Raw genomic sequence first — 19,085 nt, 5'->3', positions numbered from 1 at the left:
GGGTCAGGAAGGACAATTGTTTTGGATTCGATGCCCACGGACTTAACCTTAGGCCATGCCGACCAGTTGCATCTTGATTTGAAGTGTTTCGTGATCGAATGGTTTCATCACATATTCGTCGGCACCGGCACTGATGGCTTCGCGGATGTGCGCGATGTCATTTTCGGTGGTACAAAATACGACTTTCGGCTTATCGCCGCCGGGCTGCTGCCTTAGCTGGGTAATAAATTCGATGCCGGTCATCACCGGCATATTCCAGTCAAGCAGCACTGCGTCGGGCATTTCTGCGATGCAGCGGGTCAGGCCTTCCTGGCCATTTTCAGCTTCATCGACGGCGAAGCCAAGCGATTCGAGAATGTGACGAGAGACTTTACGGATGACCCGCGAGTCGTCGACTATGAGACAGCTTTTCATATCAGGCGATCCTTTTTGTATTCTTTCTTATGGGCTGTTAGGGTAACCAAGAGCTTAAGCCGCGTGAGCAAATTGCGGACCGGCGACCAGCGCCTTAATATCTATGAGCAGCGCTGGTCCGCGATCGGTTTCGACCATTCCGCGTGCGACGCGCTGCCAATTCTCGCCAAATCCGCCTTTGATCGGCATGATTTCAGATTGGGCTGGAATCACATCGTCGACCAAATCAACTTGTAATGCATAAAGATGCCCGCCAATTTCCACGACTGGCGAACGCTCGCCATGGCTGGCATCACCGGATTGCTGCAAGGCGCGGTGGCAATCGATTACTGTCAGCGACTGGCTGCGCATGGCGGTCAGGCCGGTGACATGCGCCGGGGCTTGCGGCACCGGATATATCTGATCCAGTTCAATCACGGATTGAACCTCGACGGCTGGAATTGCGGCTCGCCGCCCAGCTATTTCGATCATTACAATCAATTCGCCTATCATGCGCGCTTCCTCGATTTGGTGGTTCGCACGGTGTTGAGCGCGCCAATCAGTGCTGCGCGGTCATAACGGTAGACCGAACCAGCTGCAGGTTCGGAACCGGTCAAATCTGTGTGGAGCATAATGGTCGCTCCGCGCGCAGTTTCAGAAGGTTCCGCATCCCGGTCCGCTATTGCGATTGTCACATCGGCTTCTTCATCACCTGATGAAATGCGGTATCCTGCCGAGGTAACAAGCGGAGCGAGCATACGCTGCGCCCAAGCGTCGTCTTCGGGCAGGCGGCAAACCAAAACCTCTTGTGGAACTGATGCACGGCCATGCAGTCCGAACAGCCGATAGCCATCGATAACCGGCACAGGTTGCCCGTCTATCAAGGCGATTCCTTCCACTTCGGCATCGGTATCGCAGGGTGTCAATTCGCCGGTTACTATCAGTGATTCTCCCAGTTCGGCAACCGCATAGGCCAGCTCACAATCGCTGTCCGAGAGGCGCAGTATTTTGACTTTGCTGTCCTGGATATTGTCGCTGCTTGCGCCAACCAGCGTCATAATCTGCCCGTCGATAACGACATTTGCACGCTCTCCGTCGAAGTCGAAAGCTTCCGCCGGGACCTGATCAATGCGCGCAACCAATTCCATACCCATCGCGCGGACTCGCCCATCAAAGCCGGTAAAGCTCATCAAAGTTCGGCTGCTTTCCTGCGTTACCGCATCTTGCGCCGGTGCCGCTTGCGAAGGGCGCATTCGAACATCATTCACCAACCCGTTCCGGCTGGCGATTGTCGGAATATCCAGCATCAAAACCGGGCTGCCATCATCGAGCAATGTCGTACCGGCGTAGGTGCCCGTATGCATTACCTCGGGGGCAAGTGGCTTGATTACCAGATCTTCCTGATCGTGGATTTTGTCGACCGCCAGTGCGAATAAATCGCCGCTGCCCAGCATCAACAGCACCAGCCTTTGGTCCGGACCAGCTGAACGCGGATTTACGCCGAGCACGTTGTTTAAAGTGAGGCACGGAATGCGGCGATCGCGGAAAGTGACTAGATCGGTGTCCCCTACTTGGGAGAAGTGGACCGAGCTTGACGCCCCATGTGCAATTTCTTCGACATAGGATTGCGGAATGGCAAATCGTTGACCGCCAACACTCACTGTCAGCGCAGAGATAATGCTGAGCGTCAAAGGAATCTGGAGATAGAAGATCGTCCCTTCGCCTGGGTGCGAGGCGACCGAAATAGTCCCGCCAATTTTCTCGATATTGGCGCGGACGACATCCATTCCGACACCGCGACCTGAAATTGCGCTGACTTCGTCGGCGGTCGAAAGACCCGCTTCGAATATCAGATTGGTCACCGCCTCCGCCGGCATTGCGTCAAGATCTGCTTGCGTGATTAATTCTGATGAAACCGCCTTGCGACCGATCTTGTCGGCGTTGAGGCCGCCGCCATCATCGGAAATAGTGATCGTGATACGGTTTCCCGATTGGCGCGCAGCAATCGCCAACATGCCAATTTCCCTCTTGCCCTTGGCAATCCGGTCGGATGGTTTTTCGATACCGTGGTCAATTGCATTGCGGATCAGATGGGTGACAGGATCGCGGATCATCTCGATCATCTCGCGGTCAAGTTCGACACTTCCGCCATCGAAATCAACCATGACTTGTTTGCCCAATTCGGCAGACAAATCGCGGACAAGCCGCGGCAAGGCATTATACAGATGCTCTATTCGCTGCATACGCATCCGGGTGATCGCATCGCGGACATCGGTCAAAATGCCTGACAGGCGTTCAAACGGACCGTCTAACGTAGGTTCATTGCCCGCATCGCGCAGACGGCGGGCGAGGTCGTTGCGGGCCAGCACCATATCGGAAACACCGCTCATCACGCGGTCGAGCAATTCGACCGGTAGACGGATCGATCGAGGGGCTGCTGCGCCATGTTCAGCAGGCTTACCGCCAGTTTCCGACGCCGCCATTACCGGCCTGTCATCAGAATCTGCTGCATCCGGGGCAAGTGCGGCAATCAGGAATTCGTCACCCTGTTTCGGCATCGGATTTCCGGCTTCTATAGCGTTGGTCATATGGGTGATGCGATCGATTACCGCGAGCACTGCTGACACAAAACGGCTATCTGGCTTGCGGTGGCCAGCACGTGCTTCGGCCAACGCGCCTTCGGCAGCATGGCTTAGCTTTTCGAGGCGGGGAAAGTCGAAGAAGCCACAATTGCCCTTTACCGTATGGACGAAGCGGAAAATGGAATCGAGGCGCGACCGGTCAGATGGGTCGGATTCCCATGCGACAAGTTCGCCTCCAATTGCTTCAAGCATCTCGCGCGTTTCCGCGACAAAATCTGCGAGCAGGTCATCCATCAGTTAAAAACCCCCGAAATATCGAAAGCTTTATGGATGACGATGGTTAATAAGGAGTAACCGCTGGCAGGAGAGTTTGAGGCTAGTTAGTTGGTTTTGCTGCGCAACACCCACCAGACGATCACCACCGCAGAAATCCCGCCGACACCATTGGCTGCCAGTTCAGCCGTATAGATCGCTTGCGAACCCCACGAGGGGCGCAGGAGCCAAGCGACCGGCATCATAATCAAGAATACTCTGGCTGCGCTTTGCAGCAGCGCCCACCCGGCTTTGCCAACCGCGTTCAATGCACCATTGCTAACCACCAGCAGGCCATATCCGGCATAGCCCCATGCCGCGATGCTGAGATAGCTCGCGAATTCCTCTATAATGGCGGGATCTTCGGTGAAGAAATCGGCGAACCATTCGCCAGCAGCGAACAGGATCGTTGCCACCACCAATCCGTAAATCAGACTAAAGCCGCCCGCCCAGCGCATCGCCTGACGGGCGCGTTCGGGCTTGTTCGCGCCCCAGTTCTGACCGACAATTGCCCCTATCGCACCCGACAGGGCGAGCATCGGCACCACTGCAAAACTTTGCAGACGCCCCGCTGCACCGAAGCCAGCAACAGCGGCCTGGCCTTGTGCCGCTATCAACGCGGTCAGCACGGCGAGACCGACAGGATTGATGGCGTTGGAAAATGCAGCGGGCGCCGCAACGCTGCCGATTGCCTTGAGCGAAGGCACAATCTGGCAATCGCGCAATTTCGACATTTTAAAGGGTAGCTTGGTTCCGTTCAGCAGGGAAAAACCAAAGATTACCGCGATCAGCCATCCGGCAACTGATGCGTAAGCCGCGCCTTCCACGCCAAAGCCGCCGATCCCGAACGCGCCGGTAATCAGGATCGGGTCGAGCACCCAATTGGCCGCTGCATAGGTCAACGAGATATAGGACGTCTTGCGCGCCTCGCCCTGACCGCGCAGCACGCCATTTAACCCCATGATGAGCAGCAGCAGCGGAAAACCGCACGCATAGGGCACCATATATGATCGGATAATTGGCAACAGTTCGTCATCGGCTTGCATCAGGGCAAAGATCGGGTTGAGCAGCAAAAACAGCGCGAGCGCCATGATCGCACCCATCACCGCTGCAAATGCAATGCCGAAATTGGCGCGGCTGCTGGCTTGCTCCCGGTCGCCGGCGCCAAGCGACCGGGACACGACCGAATTAATTCCGACCGAGATCCCGATCCCAAGGCTGCTAAGCGCAACGCCGATCGGGAAGATAAACGAGATCGCAGCCAGTTCCTGACCGCCGAGTTGCCCGATGAAATAGGAATCCACCAAGCCAATCGACAGCACGGCGGCGACGCCAATAATCATCGGTGCAGTCTGGGTGACGAGGTGCCCGCGAATATCTCCGCGTGTAAGTTTTGCGTCCTCGCTCATTATCACGCGCTCTAGCGGTGCATCGCTAAGCGGGAAAGCGCTTTTCCGCAGTGCCGCTTGTGTCGCGCCGCATCATCGTGCGATAGCGGAAGAAAGCAAAAAGTAAGAGCAGGGAGCAGCCGCCAATGCCGCGGATGACGGTCAACGATCAACCGGTCGAGTTCGAAATAAACCCCGATACCCCGCTGTTGTGGGCGCTGCGCGATGCCGCCAATCTGACCGGCACCAAATATGGCTGCGGCGTAGGCGATTGCGGCGCATGCATGGTGATTGTTGATGGTGAGGCGCTGCGCAGTTGCCTGATCACAATCGCAGAGGCGGAGGGCCGGTTCATCACCACAATCGAGGGGCTGAGCCGCGACCGTTCGCATCCGGTGCAGCAGGCGATGGTTGCCGAACAGGCGATCCAATGCGGTTTCTGCACGCCTGGTATCGTCATGTCCGGAGCGGCTCTGATCGCAAAAAATGCCGCGCCTACAAAGGCAGAAATCGAACAAGCGATCCCCAATCTTTGCCGCTGCGGCGTCTACCCCCGTCTGGTCAAGGCAATCCAGCGGGCAGGGCGGGTTGCGCGCCGAAGCGAAACGATCAGCGCCGCGCCAGCACCGGGCATTAGCGCGCAGGATGCCGCACAAACGGTCCCTGCAATCGTCTCGCCAGAGGCTGTAGCCGCTGACGAGACCGAATAAGCGACTACATCTTTACGCGAATGCCGAACCGGACGCTGAACGGCTCGGCGGGCTGGATATTGTTGTCCCCATGCGCGCTGGCGTAATAGCGTTTGTCGAACAGGTTCTCGACATTGATTTGCACCGAGACCGTGTCTGACACCTCATAAAATGCGGCTGCATCAAACCGCCAGTAACTCGGTAAGACTACCGCATTGCTGAATGAGGTGAACTGCTGGCCGCGATGGATAGCGCCTAGCCCAATATCAAACTTTTTCGTTATCGAAACATGGTTCCACGCGGTGAACTGATGCTTCGGCAATTGTTGCAAGCGAGTGCCGGCGGCAGCAAAATTGCTAGTCGTAGTGATCTCGCCGTCAAGATAGGTGTAGCCGATATTAGCCGACCAATTCGGTGTGATGTCGCCGACCAGGCTTAGCTCGAATCCTTCAACCCGGCTCTCACCAATTTGCACGGTCAGACCAGTGTTGGCAGGATCGGGAGCGCGCGTGTTGGTCCGGTCGAGCCGGAACAGCGAAGCGGTCATGAACAGCGAAGGTTTGACCAGCCATTTCGCGCCCACTTCGTAATTGGTGAATTTCTCCGGCTCGAATGCTGCTGTGCCCGGTGACAAAATCAGGAACTGATCGCCCGCTTGCGGCAGGTAGCTTTGCGAATGGCTGGCATAGAAAGACAATGTCTCGCTAGGTTTCACCACCAATCCAAAACGCGGGCTGACCATCGTGTCGGTGCGTGCGATTTCAGCGCCGGAAATCAAATCGGTCGTTTCCAGATCGAACCGTTCCCACCGCAGGCCTGCGATGAATTCCACGTAATCGCCAAATTCGATTTGGTCCTGGATGTACCCAGACACAACCGACAAATCGCTGTCGCGGCTACGGCTCAATCCGTTTACGGTGACGGACGGATAGGCAAAATCAAGTGCCAAGGGCACGCTGTTCTGGCTTAAGGTCACACCAAAGCGGCCATTTTGCGTGCTCTGGCTGCTTGCCTCCATGCCGGCCAGGATTGTGTGCGCGATGTTGCCAGTATCGACATTCCAAACCAGATTGGCCTGACCGATGAGATTCTCGCGCTGGGTAAAGTCGCGATATCCGCTCAGGCTGACATTCGTGCCATCGGCGCCAGTGGGAAGAATATTGGAATAGATCTTGTCGTAATTGGCATATTGCACTGACGCATTGGCAGAAAGCGCGTCGGAAAAGCCGTGGTCGATACGGCTGCGCGCAATATGCACCTTGGACCGGCTGGCGTTGAAGCCGGGCACTCCGAAGAAGGTTTTGTCAAAGCCAGACACGGGCAGGCCGCCGAGCGAGGGCACGCCCCGGTCGGTCACGCGCTTGTCGTCATCATAGGTGTAATGCGCGGTCAACCTTGTATCTGGGCCGAGTTCTGCGGCGATGCTGGGCGAAAAGCCAATGAAACGGCCCTCATAGAAATCGCGGTGGCTATCAAATTCTTCGTAGGTCGCGTTCAACCTTCCCGCCACAGTGCTGCCAAGCGGCTGGTTGAGGTCTGCCGAGACAGAGAAAGCGCCGAAGCTGTCAGCCGAGCCATCAAAATTGGCAAAGCGGTCCAGAATATTCGCGTTCTTGCTGACACGGTTGACCACACCGCCGCCGCCGCCGCGCCCGAATATCAGCGCGTTTGCGCCCTTCAGGATTTCGATCCGCGACACGTTATATAGCGAACGATAATATTGCGCGTCATCGCGTAATCCATCGAGATAGAAATCAGCCGTTGTTTCCTGCCCGCGAATAAATACTTCGTCGCGGTGGCCTTCGCCGGTTTCGATGCTGACACCGGGAACATAAGCAAGCGCCTCACCCAGCTGCGTGATCGCCTGATCTTCCAACTGGTCTTCAGTAATGACTTGGACCGTTTGCGGAACTTTGATCAGCGGCGTTGGTGTCTTCGTCGCGCTCGAACCGTCATCACTGCCATATCCGTCCACTTCACCCAAAACGACAATGTCGCTGGGCAAATATTCGCGGTCCAGATCTAAATTTTCCCCGGCAAGAGCAGGAGCAATGGGAAGGGCGAGCGCCGCTCCGGCCAACAGGGCAGATCGGGAGGTGATGTAAAGCATGAAAATTCCTATTTGCGAACGAGTCGCGACAACAAGTGATCTGCTATTGCGAATGATTTGCAAAAGCAACCGTAAAGCGAGGATTGGTTGCATTATTTGCGGAGGTTGTGGCTCCGGTCTAAGGGGCGGCAAACTATCTCAGGAGATTTCCGATGAAGGCAACGATCTGGCACAACCCCAAGTGCGGTACATCGCGTAACACTTTGGCAATTCTGCAGGAGCGAGAGGATGTCGATCTGACCGTAGTTGAATATCTCAAATCCCCGCCAACCCGTGACAAGCTGGAGCAGCTTTACAGGGATGCGGGAATGACCCCGGCAGAGGGGCTACGCTTGATGGGAACCGACGCCAAAGAGCGCGGCCTGCCAGAGGCGGATGCTGACACAGTGCTGGATGCGATGGCAACCGAACCGATCCTGATCAATCGCCCGCTGGTTGAAACCGAGAAAGGCGTGCGCCTGTGCCGTCCCAAGGAGCTGGTCGAGGAAATCCTCTAACCAGCCGGCTTTACTTCCGGCTGTCAGTCGGAATCTTTGCGCCCTTCGAGCACTTCATCGCTTTCCAGCGCTTTCCAGCCAAGTACGAGCACAAGCAGGCAAAGTCCGGCTATGGTGGCAAAGCCGATGGCTTGGTGATGGCTATAGAGCCATACCCCTGCTGCTGGCCCGACGATGTATGCAGATCCATTGAGCGAGGCGACGATGCCGCTGACCTGCCCCTGTTCAGCGCGCGATACAGCGAGGCTTGCCCCGGCAGTAAAGCCGGGACGATAGAGGCCGAACCCGAGCGATGCGACAGCGAAGCCCAGCGCAATCGTGTGCAAATCATAGGCATTAGCGATAAAAATCGTGCCCAGAAGCGCCAGCGCCATGCCCCAAAGGGTGGAGGTGCGAGGCCCGAGGCTTAGCGTGGGTATCAACCCCCATTGTGCCATCAACGTCGCCAGCGCTCCGCACATCAGGACCAACCCGACAGACCCCGCTCCGACCGAAGGATCATCACGCAGGCCCAGCTGGTCGAGAATGAAAAAGCCCGATAGGCCAAGCAGCGCCGATTGTGCATGACCGCCGACAACGCCCGCGATCAGCCATGGGCGCAAGCGCTTGTCCAGCCATGACAGGTGCGGGATATCGTCGGTTGGCTCGGGATCGGATGCTGCACGGTCGGGCGCGCCGGCATCGTCATCCTCATCGGTTTGAGAGAAGGAATTGGGTGAGTTTGCGCTGAACGGTGCGGCCAGCACCTGGCCGCGGCCGGCAAAGGTTGGATCATCGTTCGGCAGGCGCAGCCTCAAGGTAATCAACACGACCACTCCGGCTAGAGCAAACGCCCAGAACGGCCCCGAAAGTCCCACAACCGGAAAGATCAGCAATGGTGCGATGGCCGGGCCGATAACTGTACCAAGACCAAAGCTTGATGCGACCAGTGCCAGCGCCTTGGTCCGCTCCGCGCGCGGAGTGCGGCTGGCGACATAGGCTTGCACGGCTGGTGGCGCCGCTGAACCGAACGTACCGTAGAAACTACGCGCGGCGGCAAACAGCAACAGCGTCGCGGTAACGCTGAGCATCCCGCCAAGGCCGAGCACAAGGATCAAGCCGCCAAGCCCGAATGACAAGATGAAGCCCATCATTCCCAGCGCCATCATCGATTTCCGGCCGCGCTTGTCAGACCGGCGTGCCCAGATTGGGGCGAATATCACCCACAGCAGAGCCGACCACGTATAGGCCAGACTGATCCACACATCATCGACCTGAAGCTCCGTACCGATCGAGGGCATGACCGATTGCATTGCGGTGTTACCCGCTGCGGTTGTGAGCATCACAATGAAAAGCAAGGTCATGCGCCCACGCGAAATCGGCTTTTGGCCAAGCGGCAGCGGTGCTTTGTTTGCAGAATTCTGCGGCGCTGATGGGTCGATATCGGCCATGGGTTCAGCGGCTAGTCCGCTATGGCTGAATAGGCAATGGGCCGCAGTGTTTCAGGTTAAGCCCGGCTGCAGCTTGCCAAGCATCGCTGAATTTGCCAACGCGGCTGTTACGTAAGGGCCGCCTGCGCAGATGTTTGAGCTTTAAGTAACGGAAATCATTTTGAAAGACACCAAGCATGCTGTTCCCGCAGCGCATAGCAAGAACGCCAAGCGGCCAAACCGTTTTTTGGGTCAGTGGGGTGTGTTCCTTCGCGGCTTTATCGAGCATCCGAAAATGGTTGGTTCGATCATTCCCTCGTCACGCTTTACCATCGGCAAAATGCTCGCGCCGGTTAAGTGGGACGAGTGCAAATTGTTCGTCGAATATGGCCCCGGTGTGGGGACATTTTGCGATCCGGTCTTGGCCCACTTACGCCCCGATGGCGCGTTGATCGTAATCGACACCAATCCGCTGTTTATCGATTACCTTAACCGGACGATCGACGACCCGCGCTTTACCGCTGTCCTCGGCTCTGCGGTTGATGTCGAAGCCATCGTCCGCGACCATGGCCATGATCACGCGGACTATGTGCTGTCCGGCCTGCCGTTTTCCACCTTACCCGGCGGAGTTGGCCCGGCCATCGCCGCCGCCACGCACCGCGTTTTGCGGCCCGGCGGCGCATTCCTGGTCTATCAATTCAGCGCCAAGGCGCGCGACTTTATGGCTAAGCACTTCACCCGGATTGATGCGGGATTTGAATTCTGGAACGTGCTGCCGTGCAAGCTGTTCTGGGGTTGGAAAGATCTACCCGCCCAAACCGCCGTTTAAACGCCGGACCCCCTTAAACGCCGAGCCCGCTTGGGCTAACGACTACTCGAAGGTTTCCAGATCGGCCTGCGATGTGCCGCCAGCCAGCTGCTGGTGGATTGCGCAATATATCGACAGCATGATGACCGACATGACTGCGCTCAGCAGGCCGCTGAGTATCGCATTCACCCACAGGGCAGCGGTTGCGCCCATTAACGCGCCGACCAAAGCAAACATCATGCCCAGCACCGCGCCAACAATTATCATCGCCAGAACCACCAGGATAACAAACGCGATGATATAGCGGGTATTGCCTTTAATCAGACTCCAAGAGCGTGAAATTGCCGCGACGGGATTGTAAATACCTTCAATTGCCATGATCGGGCCGACCAATATCAGGCGGAACGAGACGAAGACAAATAGGCCCACAAGCGCAATCCCGAGGATAATTCCGACAGCGCTGGAGCCAGTCGCCCCCGCCAGCAGGCCCACCAGCAGGAACAACACCACGAAGGACATGCCGACAATCAGGCTGCTTGCGAAAAACGGTAGCAATGCGGTAAAACCGATCTTGATCGCCTCGCCAACATTCGGCCGGTGATGCCTGCCGAGCAAGGCGTATAAGGTTAAAGTCCCGACAGTGGTCGCGATAACATACATTGCAAAAAGCCATCCGAATTGGCTGGCATAAGCGATTAACGCTGCTTGCATCCGGTCGGGGTCGCCTGCGGCAGCCTCCAACTCTGTCCCTGGCGCAAGGATACTAAGCGCCAGTGAAGGTAGGAAAAAGAACACGCCAGCGACGATGGCAAGCACATCCTTATTGGCGGCGAGTATCTTAACAGCGTCATTCCACGCCCGGCCCATATCGAATGTCATTGCTTATATTCCCCTAGATCTCTCGTTATTGCTCTTGATAAGCCAACCATCGCACGCCACGCAATGTTTATGACATCGCCAGCCGACAAGACAGTAGAAATCATCCGCGCCGCCGACCAAGTGCCGTATCGCACTGCATTGGATGAAATGGACCGCCGCAACCGCGCGATCTCTGCTGGCGAGGCAAGCGAATTGCTGTGGCTGCTGGAGCATCCGCCGGTTTACACCGCTGGCACCAGCGCGGGCGAGGGTGAATTGCTCGATCCACGGTTCGAGGTGGTCGAAGCGGGACGAGGGGGACGTTATACCTATCACGGCCCCGGCCAGCGGATCGGCTATGTCTTGCTCGACCTGACCAAACGCGGCCGCGACGTGCGGCATTTCGTCCATAGTCTCGAAGGATGGGTGATTGCGACGCTGGCCGATTTGGGCGTTGAAAGCTGGCGCGCCGATGGCCGCATCGGCATTTGGACCCGCGATATTGACGGGCAGGAAGCGAAAATTGGCGCAATCGGTGTGCGCGTGCGCCGCTGGGTGACGATGCATGGCTTTTCGGTCAATCTCGACCCGGATCTGTCGCATTTTGCAGGAATTGTCCCCTGCGGTATTGCTGAATTTGGCGTGACGAGCTTGGCACGGCTGGGGATGAATATCAGCGCGGAGCAATGGGACGATGCCCTGCTTGCGCGCAAGGACGCTTTCCTCGATATGCTCAGCCAGAATACTGGAGCGAAAATATGATGACCCGCCGAAATCTAAGCCGAATTGCAGCACCACTGTGTACGCTCGCGCTGCTTACCGCCTGTAAAGACGAGCCTGCCGCGCCGACGCCAGAAAATGAAACGCAGGCGGCGGAGGGCGATGTTCTGAAGGGGTCAATCAGCGATGAAATGCTACCGCTCGATACGATCACTTCGCAATCACCTGCAGCCAAAGCCACTAACGATCCCAAAGCTCCGGCTTCGGCGCCCAATGAAGCTGCTGATATTGCAGCGGACCCTGTGATTGCGGAAAATGGTGATGATAGCGGTAAAGAAACCGCTGAGGCCGATACACAATAGGCCAGTTTACTCGCCCATTAACAGCCCAGCGCGCGAACTTCCTTCATTTGAGCCAAATCTTTTTGGTCCAATCGCTTGCCTTCATGTTCGACTGTCTTAACCCCCGGATTGGTGGCAAAAAGGCCGATAATTGCTTCTGCCTCTGCACGCTCCTGCGCAGATAGCGAGAAAGCTTGATTGATCGCGGAAATTTGCCGCGGATGCACCGCGCTGACTCCGGTGAAGCCATCGTGCTTCGCAGCGCGAGCCTCTGCAATTCCGGCTTCGACATCGCGTGGGTTGGATGCAGATGTTTCGATTGCCATCACCCCCATCGCCTTTGCAAGAAACAGTGTTGTTGCACGGACATGGCGCATGGAATCGGTCCAATTGCCGTCTTTATCGTGAGTGCGGGTCGCACCAAGCGCCCGCGCTACATTGTCCGCATTCCAGGCAAAGCCGGTTAAGCGCGGCTGCGGATCGCGGGTCAAATCGCTCATAGTCAACGCTGCGCGTGCAGTTTCGCCAATTTGCGGGATGATCTTGGTGCTGTTGTGTTTCAGCCCAAGTTTTTGCTCAACTTCGTACAATTCAGAAGCCAGCGTGCGAATTTGATCCGGCCCGCTGGTTTTTGGCAGCACCACACCATCGGGCGCGCCCTTCATGGCGATCAGCAGGTCTTCGCGCCAATGCGGAGCATCAAGCGGTTTAATTCGCAGCCACCGGGCGAACGCTTTATTGAGGATGAGTGGATCGCTGTATGCCGTCAGCCAATCTGCGATGCCCTCCATGATCTTAGGGCTTTCATCGCTGATTGCGATTTTGGAAATATCCACCACGACGGCATCGGCGCCGACCATTGGGGCTTTCGTCAGTTTGGTGGCGCTATCGCCATCGATAAATAACCATGATCTCATGGATATTGCGATAGCGCCAAATTCTTAAGGAGTGATTGCCCTTATCCGTCTTGCTCGGCGAGCGTGGGATAATCAACGTATCCCGCCGCGCCGGGCAGATACCAGCTTTGCGGGACATTGACGTTTTCTGCCCATTCTGCGCCCTTGGCAATGCGATCGGGCAGATCGGGGTTGGAGATGAACGGCCGGCCAAATGCAACCGCGTCGCACAGGCCGGATTCGATATCGCGTACCGCATCTTCGGCTGTGTAGTCGGAATTCAGCACCAGCGGGCCTGAATATATTTTGCGGATCATCGGGCTTTGCTTGGGCACATCAGTCTGGCCAAAAGTTCCCTCGGGGCCGGGCTCGCGAAGTTCGAGAAAGCCGAGCTTCAGATCTTCGACCACTTTTGCCGCTGCCCCGAAAATTGCCGCAGGGTCGCTGTCATCCGCGCCTTGAGTTTCGCCATTTGGCGACAGGCGCACGCTAACACGGTCGGCGCCCCAAACATCAACCAACGCCTCCAGGACTTCGCGCAGGAAACGGGTGCGGTTTTCGGGCGAGCCGCCATATTTATCTGTCCGCAAATTTGTCGTCTCGCGCAGAAATTGGTCGACCAGATAGCCGTTCGCGCCGTGCAATTGCACTCCGTCAAAACCGGCTTTCTTGGCGTTCTCTGCAGCGTGGCGATAGTCAGCAACGACGCGGGCAATTTCATCTGTTTCGAGCGCCCGAGCCTGTTGATGGTCCTGCCGTCCGGTTGGCGTGTGCGCATGCCCCGGCGCGGTTGTTGCCGATGCGGAAACCGGCGGCTGACCGTCCAGGAAGACGGGGTGAACAATCCGGCCCATATGCCACATTTGCAGCACGATTTTGCCGCCTTCTGCGTGCACCGCATCGGTCACGGCTTTCCAGCCAACAACTTGTTCATCGCTCCAAATGCCTGGCGCAGACGGCCAACCGAGTCCTTCAACGCTGATGCCGGTTGCTTCGCTGATAATCAGGCCAGCACTTGCCCGCTGGCGGTAATAGGTCACCATCATTTCGTTCGGAACGAAGCCGGGTGTGGTCGCCCGCCCGCGTGTTAGCGGCGCCATCAGGATGCGGTTCTTCGCTTCAAAAGCGCCAAGTTTAATCGGCTGGAACAAGATGTCGGTCAAATTCTGTCTCACTTTTCGTTTATTCTGATGTTACAACACAGCTATGGCGAGTGCGTGACCAATTCAAGCGCAACAAAACCAATCAGCCCAGACAGCGCAACTTGGCCGCGCTGGGTGTTGCTTGCTGCGTTGCTGTTGGGCAATGTGGCCTTGGCAACCGGACCATGGTTTGTCAGGCTGGCCGATACTGGGCCAGTTTCATCTGCATTCTGGCGGCTCTTTCTGGCATTGCCGTTTCTCGCCTTGTTCGCGCGGGCGACCGGGCAAGCTTTAACCGGAATCCCCAAGCCAACTTTGATACTGGTCGCGCTTGGGGCGGTCGCTTTTGCGCTGGATTTATCTAGTTGGCATATTGGGATCGAGCAAACGCGGCTCGGAAATGCGACTTTGTTCGGCAATGCGGGCAGCCTCGTCCTGTTGTTCTGGACCTTCATAATTAGCCGCAGTCTGCCGAAGGGGCTCGAATGGCTCGCGATTCTATTCGCGCTAGGCGGGGCGAGTATTTTGATGGGCCGCAGTCTGGAAATCAGCGTCGCGACCTTGATCGGAGATCTGTTTTGCCTTGCCGCTGGTCTGTTTTACGCGGTTTATCTGCTCACTCTGCAAGATGCGCGCAAAGGCATCGGTGCATGGAGCCTGCTTGTTTGGGTCAGCATATTCGCATGCCCGGTAATTTTGGCTCTGGCGCTGCTTTTGGGAGAACCGGTCTGGCCGACTAACTGGACGCCCGTGATCATCCTGTTTGTTACCAGTCAATTGATAGGGCAGGGGTTGCTGGTGTTCAGCCTACGCCACTTCCCGCCACTGATCATCGGGTTGGCATTGCTGACGCAGCCTGCGATTGCGGCGGTGATAGGGTACAGCGTATTCGACGAAGTACTGATGCCGATGGATGTGCTTGGCATGGCCTTGCTGGGCGGGGCGTTGTTGGTGGCGCGGTTGAAGCGTGATGAACGGCCAACGCCGCCCAGCTTAACCAGCGGCTAGTTGCGTTTGGCTTTTAGCTCTTGATAGCTTGCCTCGACCTGCTCCAAATCGGGCCCGGTCAAACATTCTCGCGCCTGCCGCATTAATTGGTCCACTTCGTTTGCCAAATCGGCGCGCCGGGAGGCATCTTCAAGCGTCGTCGCTGCCTTGGCCATTGCATCGAAGCCGACTATCGCAGCGATTGGGCTGGCCGCCATCGCGGAACGCAATCCGCCAAAACCGCGCTGGATATAATGGGCGAAATCATCGTTCAGCAGCACCAGGCAATCCTCATTCGGATTCCGTGCCTCGCCAAAACTGCGAACAAGCTTGCGCTGGCCCAATTGCGCGGTCGCCGCGCCCAGCCAATGGACCGATGTGACCGCCGTAAACGGATCATTGATCCCCGGAGATAGTGCGCGCAGCCCGATTTCGACCAGCTCGTCGATCAGGAAATGCAAATCCTGATTGGGCGTGCGCATCCCTCCCAAAGCGAAACAATCGCGCACCTCGCCGTCTATGTCCTTTGGCGGCTTGTCACCCGCCCAATAGACCAGTGGCAAATCGCGGTGAATAAAATCGCCGGTCCGCACTGCCAGTTTCATCACCGCATCGTGACCGCGGGCAAGCGCGTCCAGCCCTTCAAAATCGATCACTTGAATATAGCCGGTGTCCTGCGAGTTGACCGGCGTCCCTTGCGGGGCTTTCATCTCGACTCCGCCGTCAGCAGGATCGGGGAAAATTGTGCCAATGTCATGTATCAGCCGCTCACCGATTTCCTGTAAAACGGTATTGATCCGGATTGAAGCGGGGATGTGGTTGAGGAAATAGACCAGCACAGCGATAGACAGCGCCATCAACCCGTAGGCAACCAGCAGCGACAATTGCGGCACAAATCCGGACATATCTCCGATACCACCGGCAGTGGATAGAAGATTCTGCTCCTCGCTCGTCCGCACAGTGCGCAGCACGGTGAGCGAATAGACAAACGTGCCGATAAAGGTCGCAAGACTTAACTGGTTGCCGCGGTCTTCCATGAAATTGGTCAGCAAGCGCGGACCATAGGTGCCGCTTGCATAAGCGACAGCGGCAATGGTGATCGAAAACACAGTTGAGGCGACGCCGATCATACTGCCAGCAATGACGGTGAGCATATTGCTCGCACCATCAGGACGCGCAGGGTGCAGCCACACAATCTCGCCGAGCCAATCAGCCCAGCCTGATCGGTCGAGCTGGATTGTCAGCGATGCCAGCAGCAGCGCCAGTATTGCAAATAGCGCAGGGAAGAACCAATAGCTGGCATTGATCGAATGCGCAGCAGCGCGAAGGCGTGTCAGCATTGGTCGGCGTTCCCTCTAGGCGCGGTTACGGTCTCAAAACGGGCGAAGGGCTTGTCAGGCCGGACCCAAATCACCCTTGCCGACCGTGCCGCTCGCCATTTCCAGCATTGCGTCGAGGCTCTTCTTGGCGCGCAAACGCAGACCTTCTTCAATCTCGATGCGCGGTTCAAGATCGCGGAGCGCGGTGTAGAGTTTTTCAAGCGTGTTGAGCGCCATATAGGGGCAGATATTGCAATTGCAGTTGCCGTCTGCACCGGGCGCGCCGATGAAGTTTTTCTCCGGCAGTGCCTTTTCCATTTGGTGGATGATGTGCGGCTCTGTCGCGACGATCAGCGTATCGCCTTCAAAATCTTGGGCGAATTTTAGGATGCCGCTGGTCGACCCGACATAATCGGCATGGTCGACAATAGTGGGAGGGCATTCGGGATGCGCAGCAATCGGCGCATCGGGATGCTGTTCTTTCAGCTTGAGCAGCTCGGTTTCGCTGAACGCTTCGTGGACGATGCAGACACCGGGCCAGAGCAGCATTTCGCGGTCAAATTTGCGGCTGAGATAGCCGCCCAAGTGACGGTCGGGGCCGAAGATAATCTTCTGGTCTTTGGGGATTTGTTGCAGGATCGTTTCCGCGCTGGAACTGGTTACGATCACATCGGACAGCGCCTTCACCTCTGTCGAGCAATTGATGTAAGTCAGCGCGATGTGGTCGGGATGCGCCTCGCGGAAGGCTTTGAATTTGTCCGGCGGGCAGCTGTCTTCCAGACTGCACCCTGCATCCATATCGGGCAACACCACGATTTTGTCGGGGCTGAGGATTTTGGCGGTATCGGCCATGAATTTGACCCCGCAAAAGGCGATGACATCGGCATCGGTTTCCGCCGCCATCTGGCTCAGCTGCAAACTATCCCCGACATAATCGGCCAAATCCTGAATTTCGGGCCGCTGGTAATAATGCGCGAGGATAACCGCGTTGCGTTCTTTACGCAGGCGATTGATTTCCGCGAGCAAATCCGCGCCTGCTGGTACTTTATCCTGAACGCTCATTTCTGGACCTTCTCTCCGTCAAACCGGACATTTACGGTTACATCGCCATATCCTGCGATTTGCAGCGGAATCGTCAAATTTTGTCTGACCGCTTCCTTAGCGGCGCTTCTCGCCATTGCCAAAACCTGCGGGTTCTTAGCGAAGGCAGCGGCTTTCACCTCAGCCTGACGCGAATTTTCGCGGCTGAGGTTTTCTGACGCGCCGCGGCTGACCCATACACCTTCGGTGAAGGTTTTTTGCTGCGCCTCGTCAAGATTGGGTTTGGAGATTTTGAGTGCTGGCAGAGTAATATCCAAAGTCTCGTCGCCAGCATCCCAATTAAACCGGTCACGGTCGATGGTCGACAAATCGAGACGGTATTCAATGGTCGCGGGAATGATTGCTGCTTGGCGGGATTCTGCCAGATTGATTGGGCCCAGTGATGTGGTGTTGACGCTTTCGGCGACCACTTCGAACCGCGAACTAAATACGGTCAGCGAGTTTTGCTTCTCAAACGCGAGCATCGCGCTGCCCACCGGATCGCCTTCTTCCTGATAGAAGAACGCACGCCAGCCCAGCCATGCAGTCAGCGCCATCAGCAGAATGACGATCAGCCACGGAACGGCCTGAATGCGGGCAAGAGACTTCCCCTGATATTGCGATTCCGAGACCGGCGCAGAGTCATCGCCGCCCATTCGAATATCCTGCTTTGTTACTGTGTCTGCCATATGCCGTTAGAATGGATGACCATTCCCCTTTGTTCCAGATCGAGCAAATGCGCCTTCACCGACATCCCGGCCGCGCCGACTAATCGCGGGTCGAGGCCCTTATACATTTTCGGAACCAGGTTTTCGATGCTTTGCGCCGCTTCGCCCAGCAGGCGGAGTATCTGGTTCTCCCGCTGGCGGCGGTGGCCCATCATTCCGCGAACCAATTGGCGCGGCTTTTCCATCGGCGCGCCATGCGCGGCGTAATAGATGCGGTCTTCCCGGGCGTAGAGCTTATCAAGGCTACGCATATAATCGCCCATATTTCCATCGGGCGGAATGACCACGCTGGTGGACCAGCCCATCACATGGTCGCCGGTGAACAGCGCGCCGCTTTCTTCCAGCGCGAAACATAAATGGTTGGACGTATGGCCCGGCGTGTGGACCGCAGTGAGTGTCCAGCCGGGCCCGGTCATTTGCTCGCCATCTTCGAGCACGCGATCGGGCGCGTAGGTTTTATCGAAAGCTTCGTCCGAACGTGGCCCATCGACCTCAAGCACAAGTGGCGCGCAGCCGACAATTGGCGCGCCTGTTCGCTTTGCCAGAGGGGCGGCGGCAGGGGAATGGTCGCGGTGCGTGTGAGTGCACATTATCGCGGACACTTTGGCATCGCCAATGGCGGCAATAAGCGCATCAATATGAGCCGGCTCGTCCGGTCCCGGGTCAATGACCGCAATCGAGTCTTCCGCCCCAACCAGATAGGTCTGGGTGCCTGTATAGGTATATGGTGAAGGGTTTGGCGCAAGTACGCGGCGAACCAGCGGTTCGGGCTGCTCGACAAGCCCAGTGGGCCACGGTTCTGGGGGAATTGCCATGCTGATAGTAT

Annotated in this window: 19 protein-coding genes; 6 read left to right on the top strand and 13 right to left on the bottom strand. The window is 56.9% G+C overall.

Features of this window, described 5'->3' with window-relative positions:
* Nucleotides 1–48: 48 nt before the first annotated feature.
* The 4 genes from GRI36_RS13155 to GRI36_RS13140 all read right to left on the bottom strand — a co-directional run bounded on the left by GRI36_RS13155 (nucleotide 49) and on the right by GRI36_RS13140 (nucleotide 4,696).
* A complete protein-coding gene (locus GRI36_RS13155) occupies nucleotides 49–414 on the bottom strand; it encodes a response regulator (RefSeq protein WP_160598872.1) in 366 nt (121 codons plus the stop codon).
* Nucleotides 415–468: 54 nt separating this feature from the next.
* The gene (locus tag GRI36_RS13150; RefSeq protein WP_202392177.1) at nucleotides 469–906 is read right to left on the bottom strand and encodes a chemotaxis protein CheW; all 438 of its coding nucleotides are present in this window, start codon (nucleotides 904–906) and stop codon (nucleotides 469–471) included.
* Complete coding sequence (locus GRI36_RS13145; protein ID WP_160598871.1) at nucleotides 903–3,269, bottom strand: chemotaxis protein CheA; 2,367 nt, start codon at nucleotides 3,267–3,269, stop codon at nucleotides 903–905. The genes GRI36_RS13150 and GRI36_RS13145 overlap by 4 nt, the downstream gene beginning before the upstream one ends.
* Before the next feature lie 86 nt (nucleotides 3,270–3,355).
* On the bottom strand, nucleotides 3,356–4,696 hold the full coding sequence (locus tag GRI36_RS13140) for an MATE family efflux transporter (protein ID WP_160598870.1): 1,341 nt from the start codon (nucleotides 4,694–4,696) through the stop codon (nucleotides 3,356–3,358).
* A gap of 125 nt (nucleotides 4,697–4,821) precedes the next feature.
* Here GRI36_RS13140 and GRI36_RS13135 point away from each other — a divergent pair, with 125 nt between their 5' ends.
* Nucleotides 4,822–5,385, top strand: coding sequence for a (2Fe-2S)-binding protein (locus tag GRI36_RS13135; protein WP_160598869.1), 564 nt, complete (start codon nucleotides 4,822–4,824; stop codon nucleotides 5,383–5,385).
* A gap of 4 nt (nucleotides 5,386–5,389) precedes the next feature.
* Here the strand turns inward: GRI36_RS13135 and GRI36_RS13130 are convergent, their stop codons facing one another.
* The gene (locus tag GRI36_RS13130) at nucleotides 5,390–7,474 is read right to left on the bottom strand and encodes a TonB-dependent receptor (RefSeq protein ID WP_160598868.1); all 2,085 of its coding nucleotides are present in this window, start codon (nucleotides 7,472–7,474) and stop codon (nucleotides 5,390–5,392) included.
* Nucleotides 7,475–7,626: 152 nt separating this feature from the next.
* Between GRI36_RS13130 and GRI36_RS13125 the strand changes: the two genes are divergently transcribed.
* The gene (locus GRI36_RS13125) at nucleotides 7,627–7,971 is read left to right on the top strand and encodes an arsenate reductase family protein (RefSeq protein WP_160598867.1); all 345 of its coding nucleotides are present in this window, start codon (nucleotides 7,627–7,629) and stop codon (nucleotides 7,969–7,971) included.
* 23 nt (nucleotides 7,972–7,994) lie between these two features.
* Here the strand turns inward: GRI36_RS13125 and GRI36_RS13120 are convergent, their stop codons facing one another.
* On the bottom strand, nucleotides 7,995–9,401 hold the full coding sequence (locus tag GRI36_RS13120; RefSeq protein ID WP_235902272.1) for an MFS transporter: 1,407 nt from the start codon (nucleotides 9,399–9,401) through the stop codon (nucleotides 7,995–7,997).
* A 160-nt stretch (nucleotides 9,402–9,561) separates the two neighbouring features.
* On the opposite strand from GRI36_RS13120, the gene GRI36_RS13115 reads away from it, so the two are divergent.
* Nucleotides 9,562–10,209 carry a class I SAM-dependent methyltransferase gene (locus tag GRI36_RS13115; protein ID WP_160598866.1) on the top strand — a complete coding sequence of 216 codons (648 nt, stop codon included), beginning with the start codon at nucleotides 9,562–9,564 and terminating at the stop codon, nucleotides 10,207–10,209.
* A 42-nt stretch (nucleotides 10,210–10,251) separates the two neighbouring features.
* Here the strand turns inward: GRI36_RS13115 and GRI36_RS13110 are convergent, their stop codons facing one another.
* Nucleotides 10,252–11,067, bottom strand: coding sequence for a hypothetical protein (locus GRI36_RS13110; RefSeq protein ID WP_160598865.1), 816 nt, complete (start codon nucleotides 11,065–11,067; stop codon nucleotides 10,252–10,254).
* Nucleotides 11,068–11,136: 69 nt separating this feature from the next.
* Here GRI36_RS13110 and lipB point away from each other — a divergent pair, with 69 nt between their 5' ends.
* Together lipB and GRI36_RS13100 are read left to right on the top strand one after the other, a co-directional pair.
* Nucleotides 11,137–11,808, top strand: a complete 672-nt coding sequence (lipB, locus tag GRI36_RS13105; protein WP_160598864.1) for a lipoyl(octanoyl) transferase LipB — start codon at nucleotides 11,137–11,139, stop codon at nucleotides 11,806–11,808.
* Complete coding sequence (locus tag GRI36_RS13100; RefSeq protein WP_160598863.1) at nucleotides 11,805–12,128, top strand: hypothetical protein; 324 nt, start codon at nucleotides 11,805–11,807, stop codon at nucleotides 12,126–12,128. Before lipB ends, GRI36_RS13100 begins: the two co-directional genes overlap by 4 nt.
* 17 nt (nucleotides 12,129–12,145) lie before the next feature.
* On the opposite strand, the gene GRI36_RS13095 is transcribed toward GRI36_RS13100, so the two are convergent.
* The gene (locus tag GRI36_RS13095) at nucleotides 12,146–13,024 is read right to left on the bottom strand and encodes an HpcH/HpaI aldolase/citrate lyase family protein (RefSeq protein WP_160598862.1); all 879 of its coding nucleotides are present in this window, start codon (nucleotides 13,022–13,024) and stop codon (nucleotides 12,146–12,148) included.
* A gap of 41 nt (nucleotides 13,025–13,065) precedes the next feature.
* Nucleotides 13,066–14,166 carry an alkene reductase gene (locus GRI36_RS13090; RefSeq protein ID WP_160598861.1) on the bottom strand — a complete coding sequence of 367 codons (1,101 nt, stop codon included), beginning with the start codon at nucleotides 14,164–14,166 and terminating at the stop codon, nucleotides 13,066–13,068.
* Nucleotides 14,167–14,220: 54 nt separating this feature from the next.
* Here GRI36_RS13090 and GRI36_RS13085 point away from each other — a divergent pair, with 54 nt between their 5' ends.
* Complete coding sequence (locus GRI36_RS13085; RefSeq protein WP_328598399.1) at nucleotides 14,221–15,153, top strand: DMT family transporter; 933 nt, start codon at nucleotides 14,221–14,223, stop codon at nucleotides 15,151–15,153.
* Here GRI36_RS13085 and GRI36_RS13080 read toward each other — a convergent pair.
* The 4 genes from GRI36_RS13080 to GRI36_RS13065 are packed head-to-tail and all read right to left on the bottom strand — an operon-like array spanning nucleotide 15,150 to nucleotide 19,074.
* Nucleotides 15,150–16,472 carry a DUF2254 domain-containing protein gene (locus GRI36_RS13080; protein ID WP_160598859.1) on the bottom strand — a complete coding sequence of 441 codons (1,323 nt, stop codon included), beginning with the start codon at nucleotides 16,470–16,472 and terminating at the stop codon, nucleotides 15,150–15,152. The genes GRI36_RS13085 and GRI36_RS13080 overlap by 4 nt on opposite strands.
* Before the next feature lie 54 nt (nucleotides 16,473–16,526).
* The gene (gene nadA, locus GRI36_RS13075) at nucleotides 16,527–17,513 is read right to left on the bottom strand and encodes a quinolinate synthase NadA (protein ID WP_160598858.1); all 987 of its coding nucleotides are present in this window, start codon (nucleotides 17,511–17,513) and stop codon (nucleotides 16,527–16,529) included.
* A complete protein-coding gene (locus GRI36_RS13070; RefSeq protein ID WP_160598857.1) occupies nucleotides 17,510–18,187 on the bottom strand; it encodes a DUF4230 domain-containing protein in 678 nt (225 codons plus the stop codon). The genes nadA and GRI36_RS13070 overlap by 4 nt, the downstream gene beginning before the upstream one ends.
* Nucleotides 18,188–18,204: 17 nt before the next feature.
* The gene (locus tag GRI36_RS13065; RefSeq protein WP_160599243.1) at nucleotides 18,205–19,074 is read right to left on the bottom strand and encodes an MBL fold metallo-hydrolase; all 870 of its coding nucleotides are present in this window, start codon (nucleotides 19,072–19,074) and stop codon (nucleotides 18,205–18,207) included.
* Nucleotides 19,075–19,085 lie beyond the last annotated feature (11 nt).

The sequence above is a fragment of the Pontixanthobacter gangjinensis genome, from assembly GCF_009827545.1.
Taxonomy (GTDB): domain Bacteria; phylum Pseudomonadota; class Alphaproteobacteria; order Sphingomonadales; family Sphingomonadaceae; genus Pontixanthobacter; species Pontixanthobacter gangjinensis.
The sequence above is the reverse complement of the archived record's forward strand: the minus strand, read 5'-3'. Positions and strand labels throughout refer to the sequence as shown.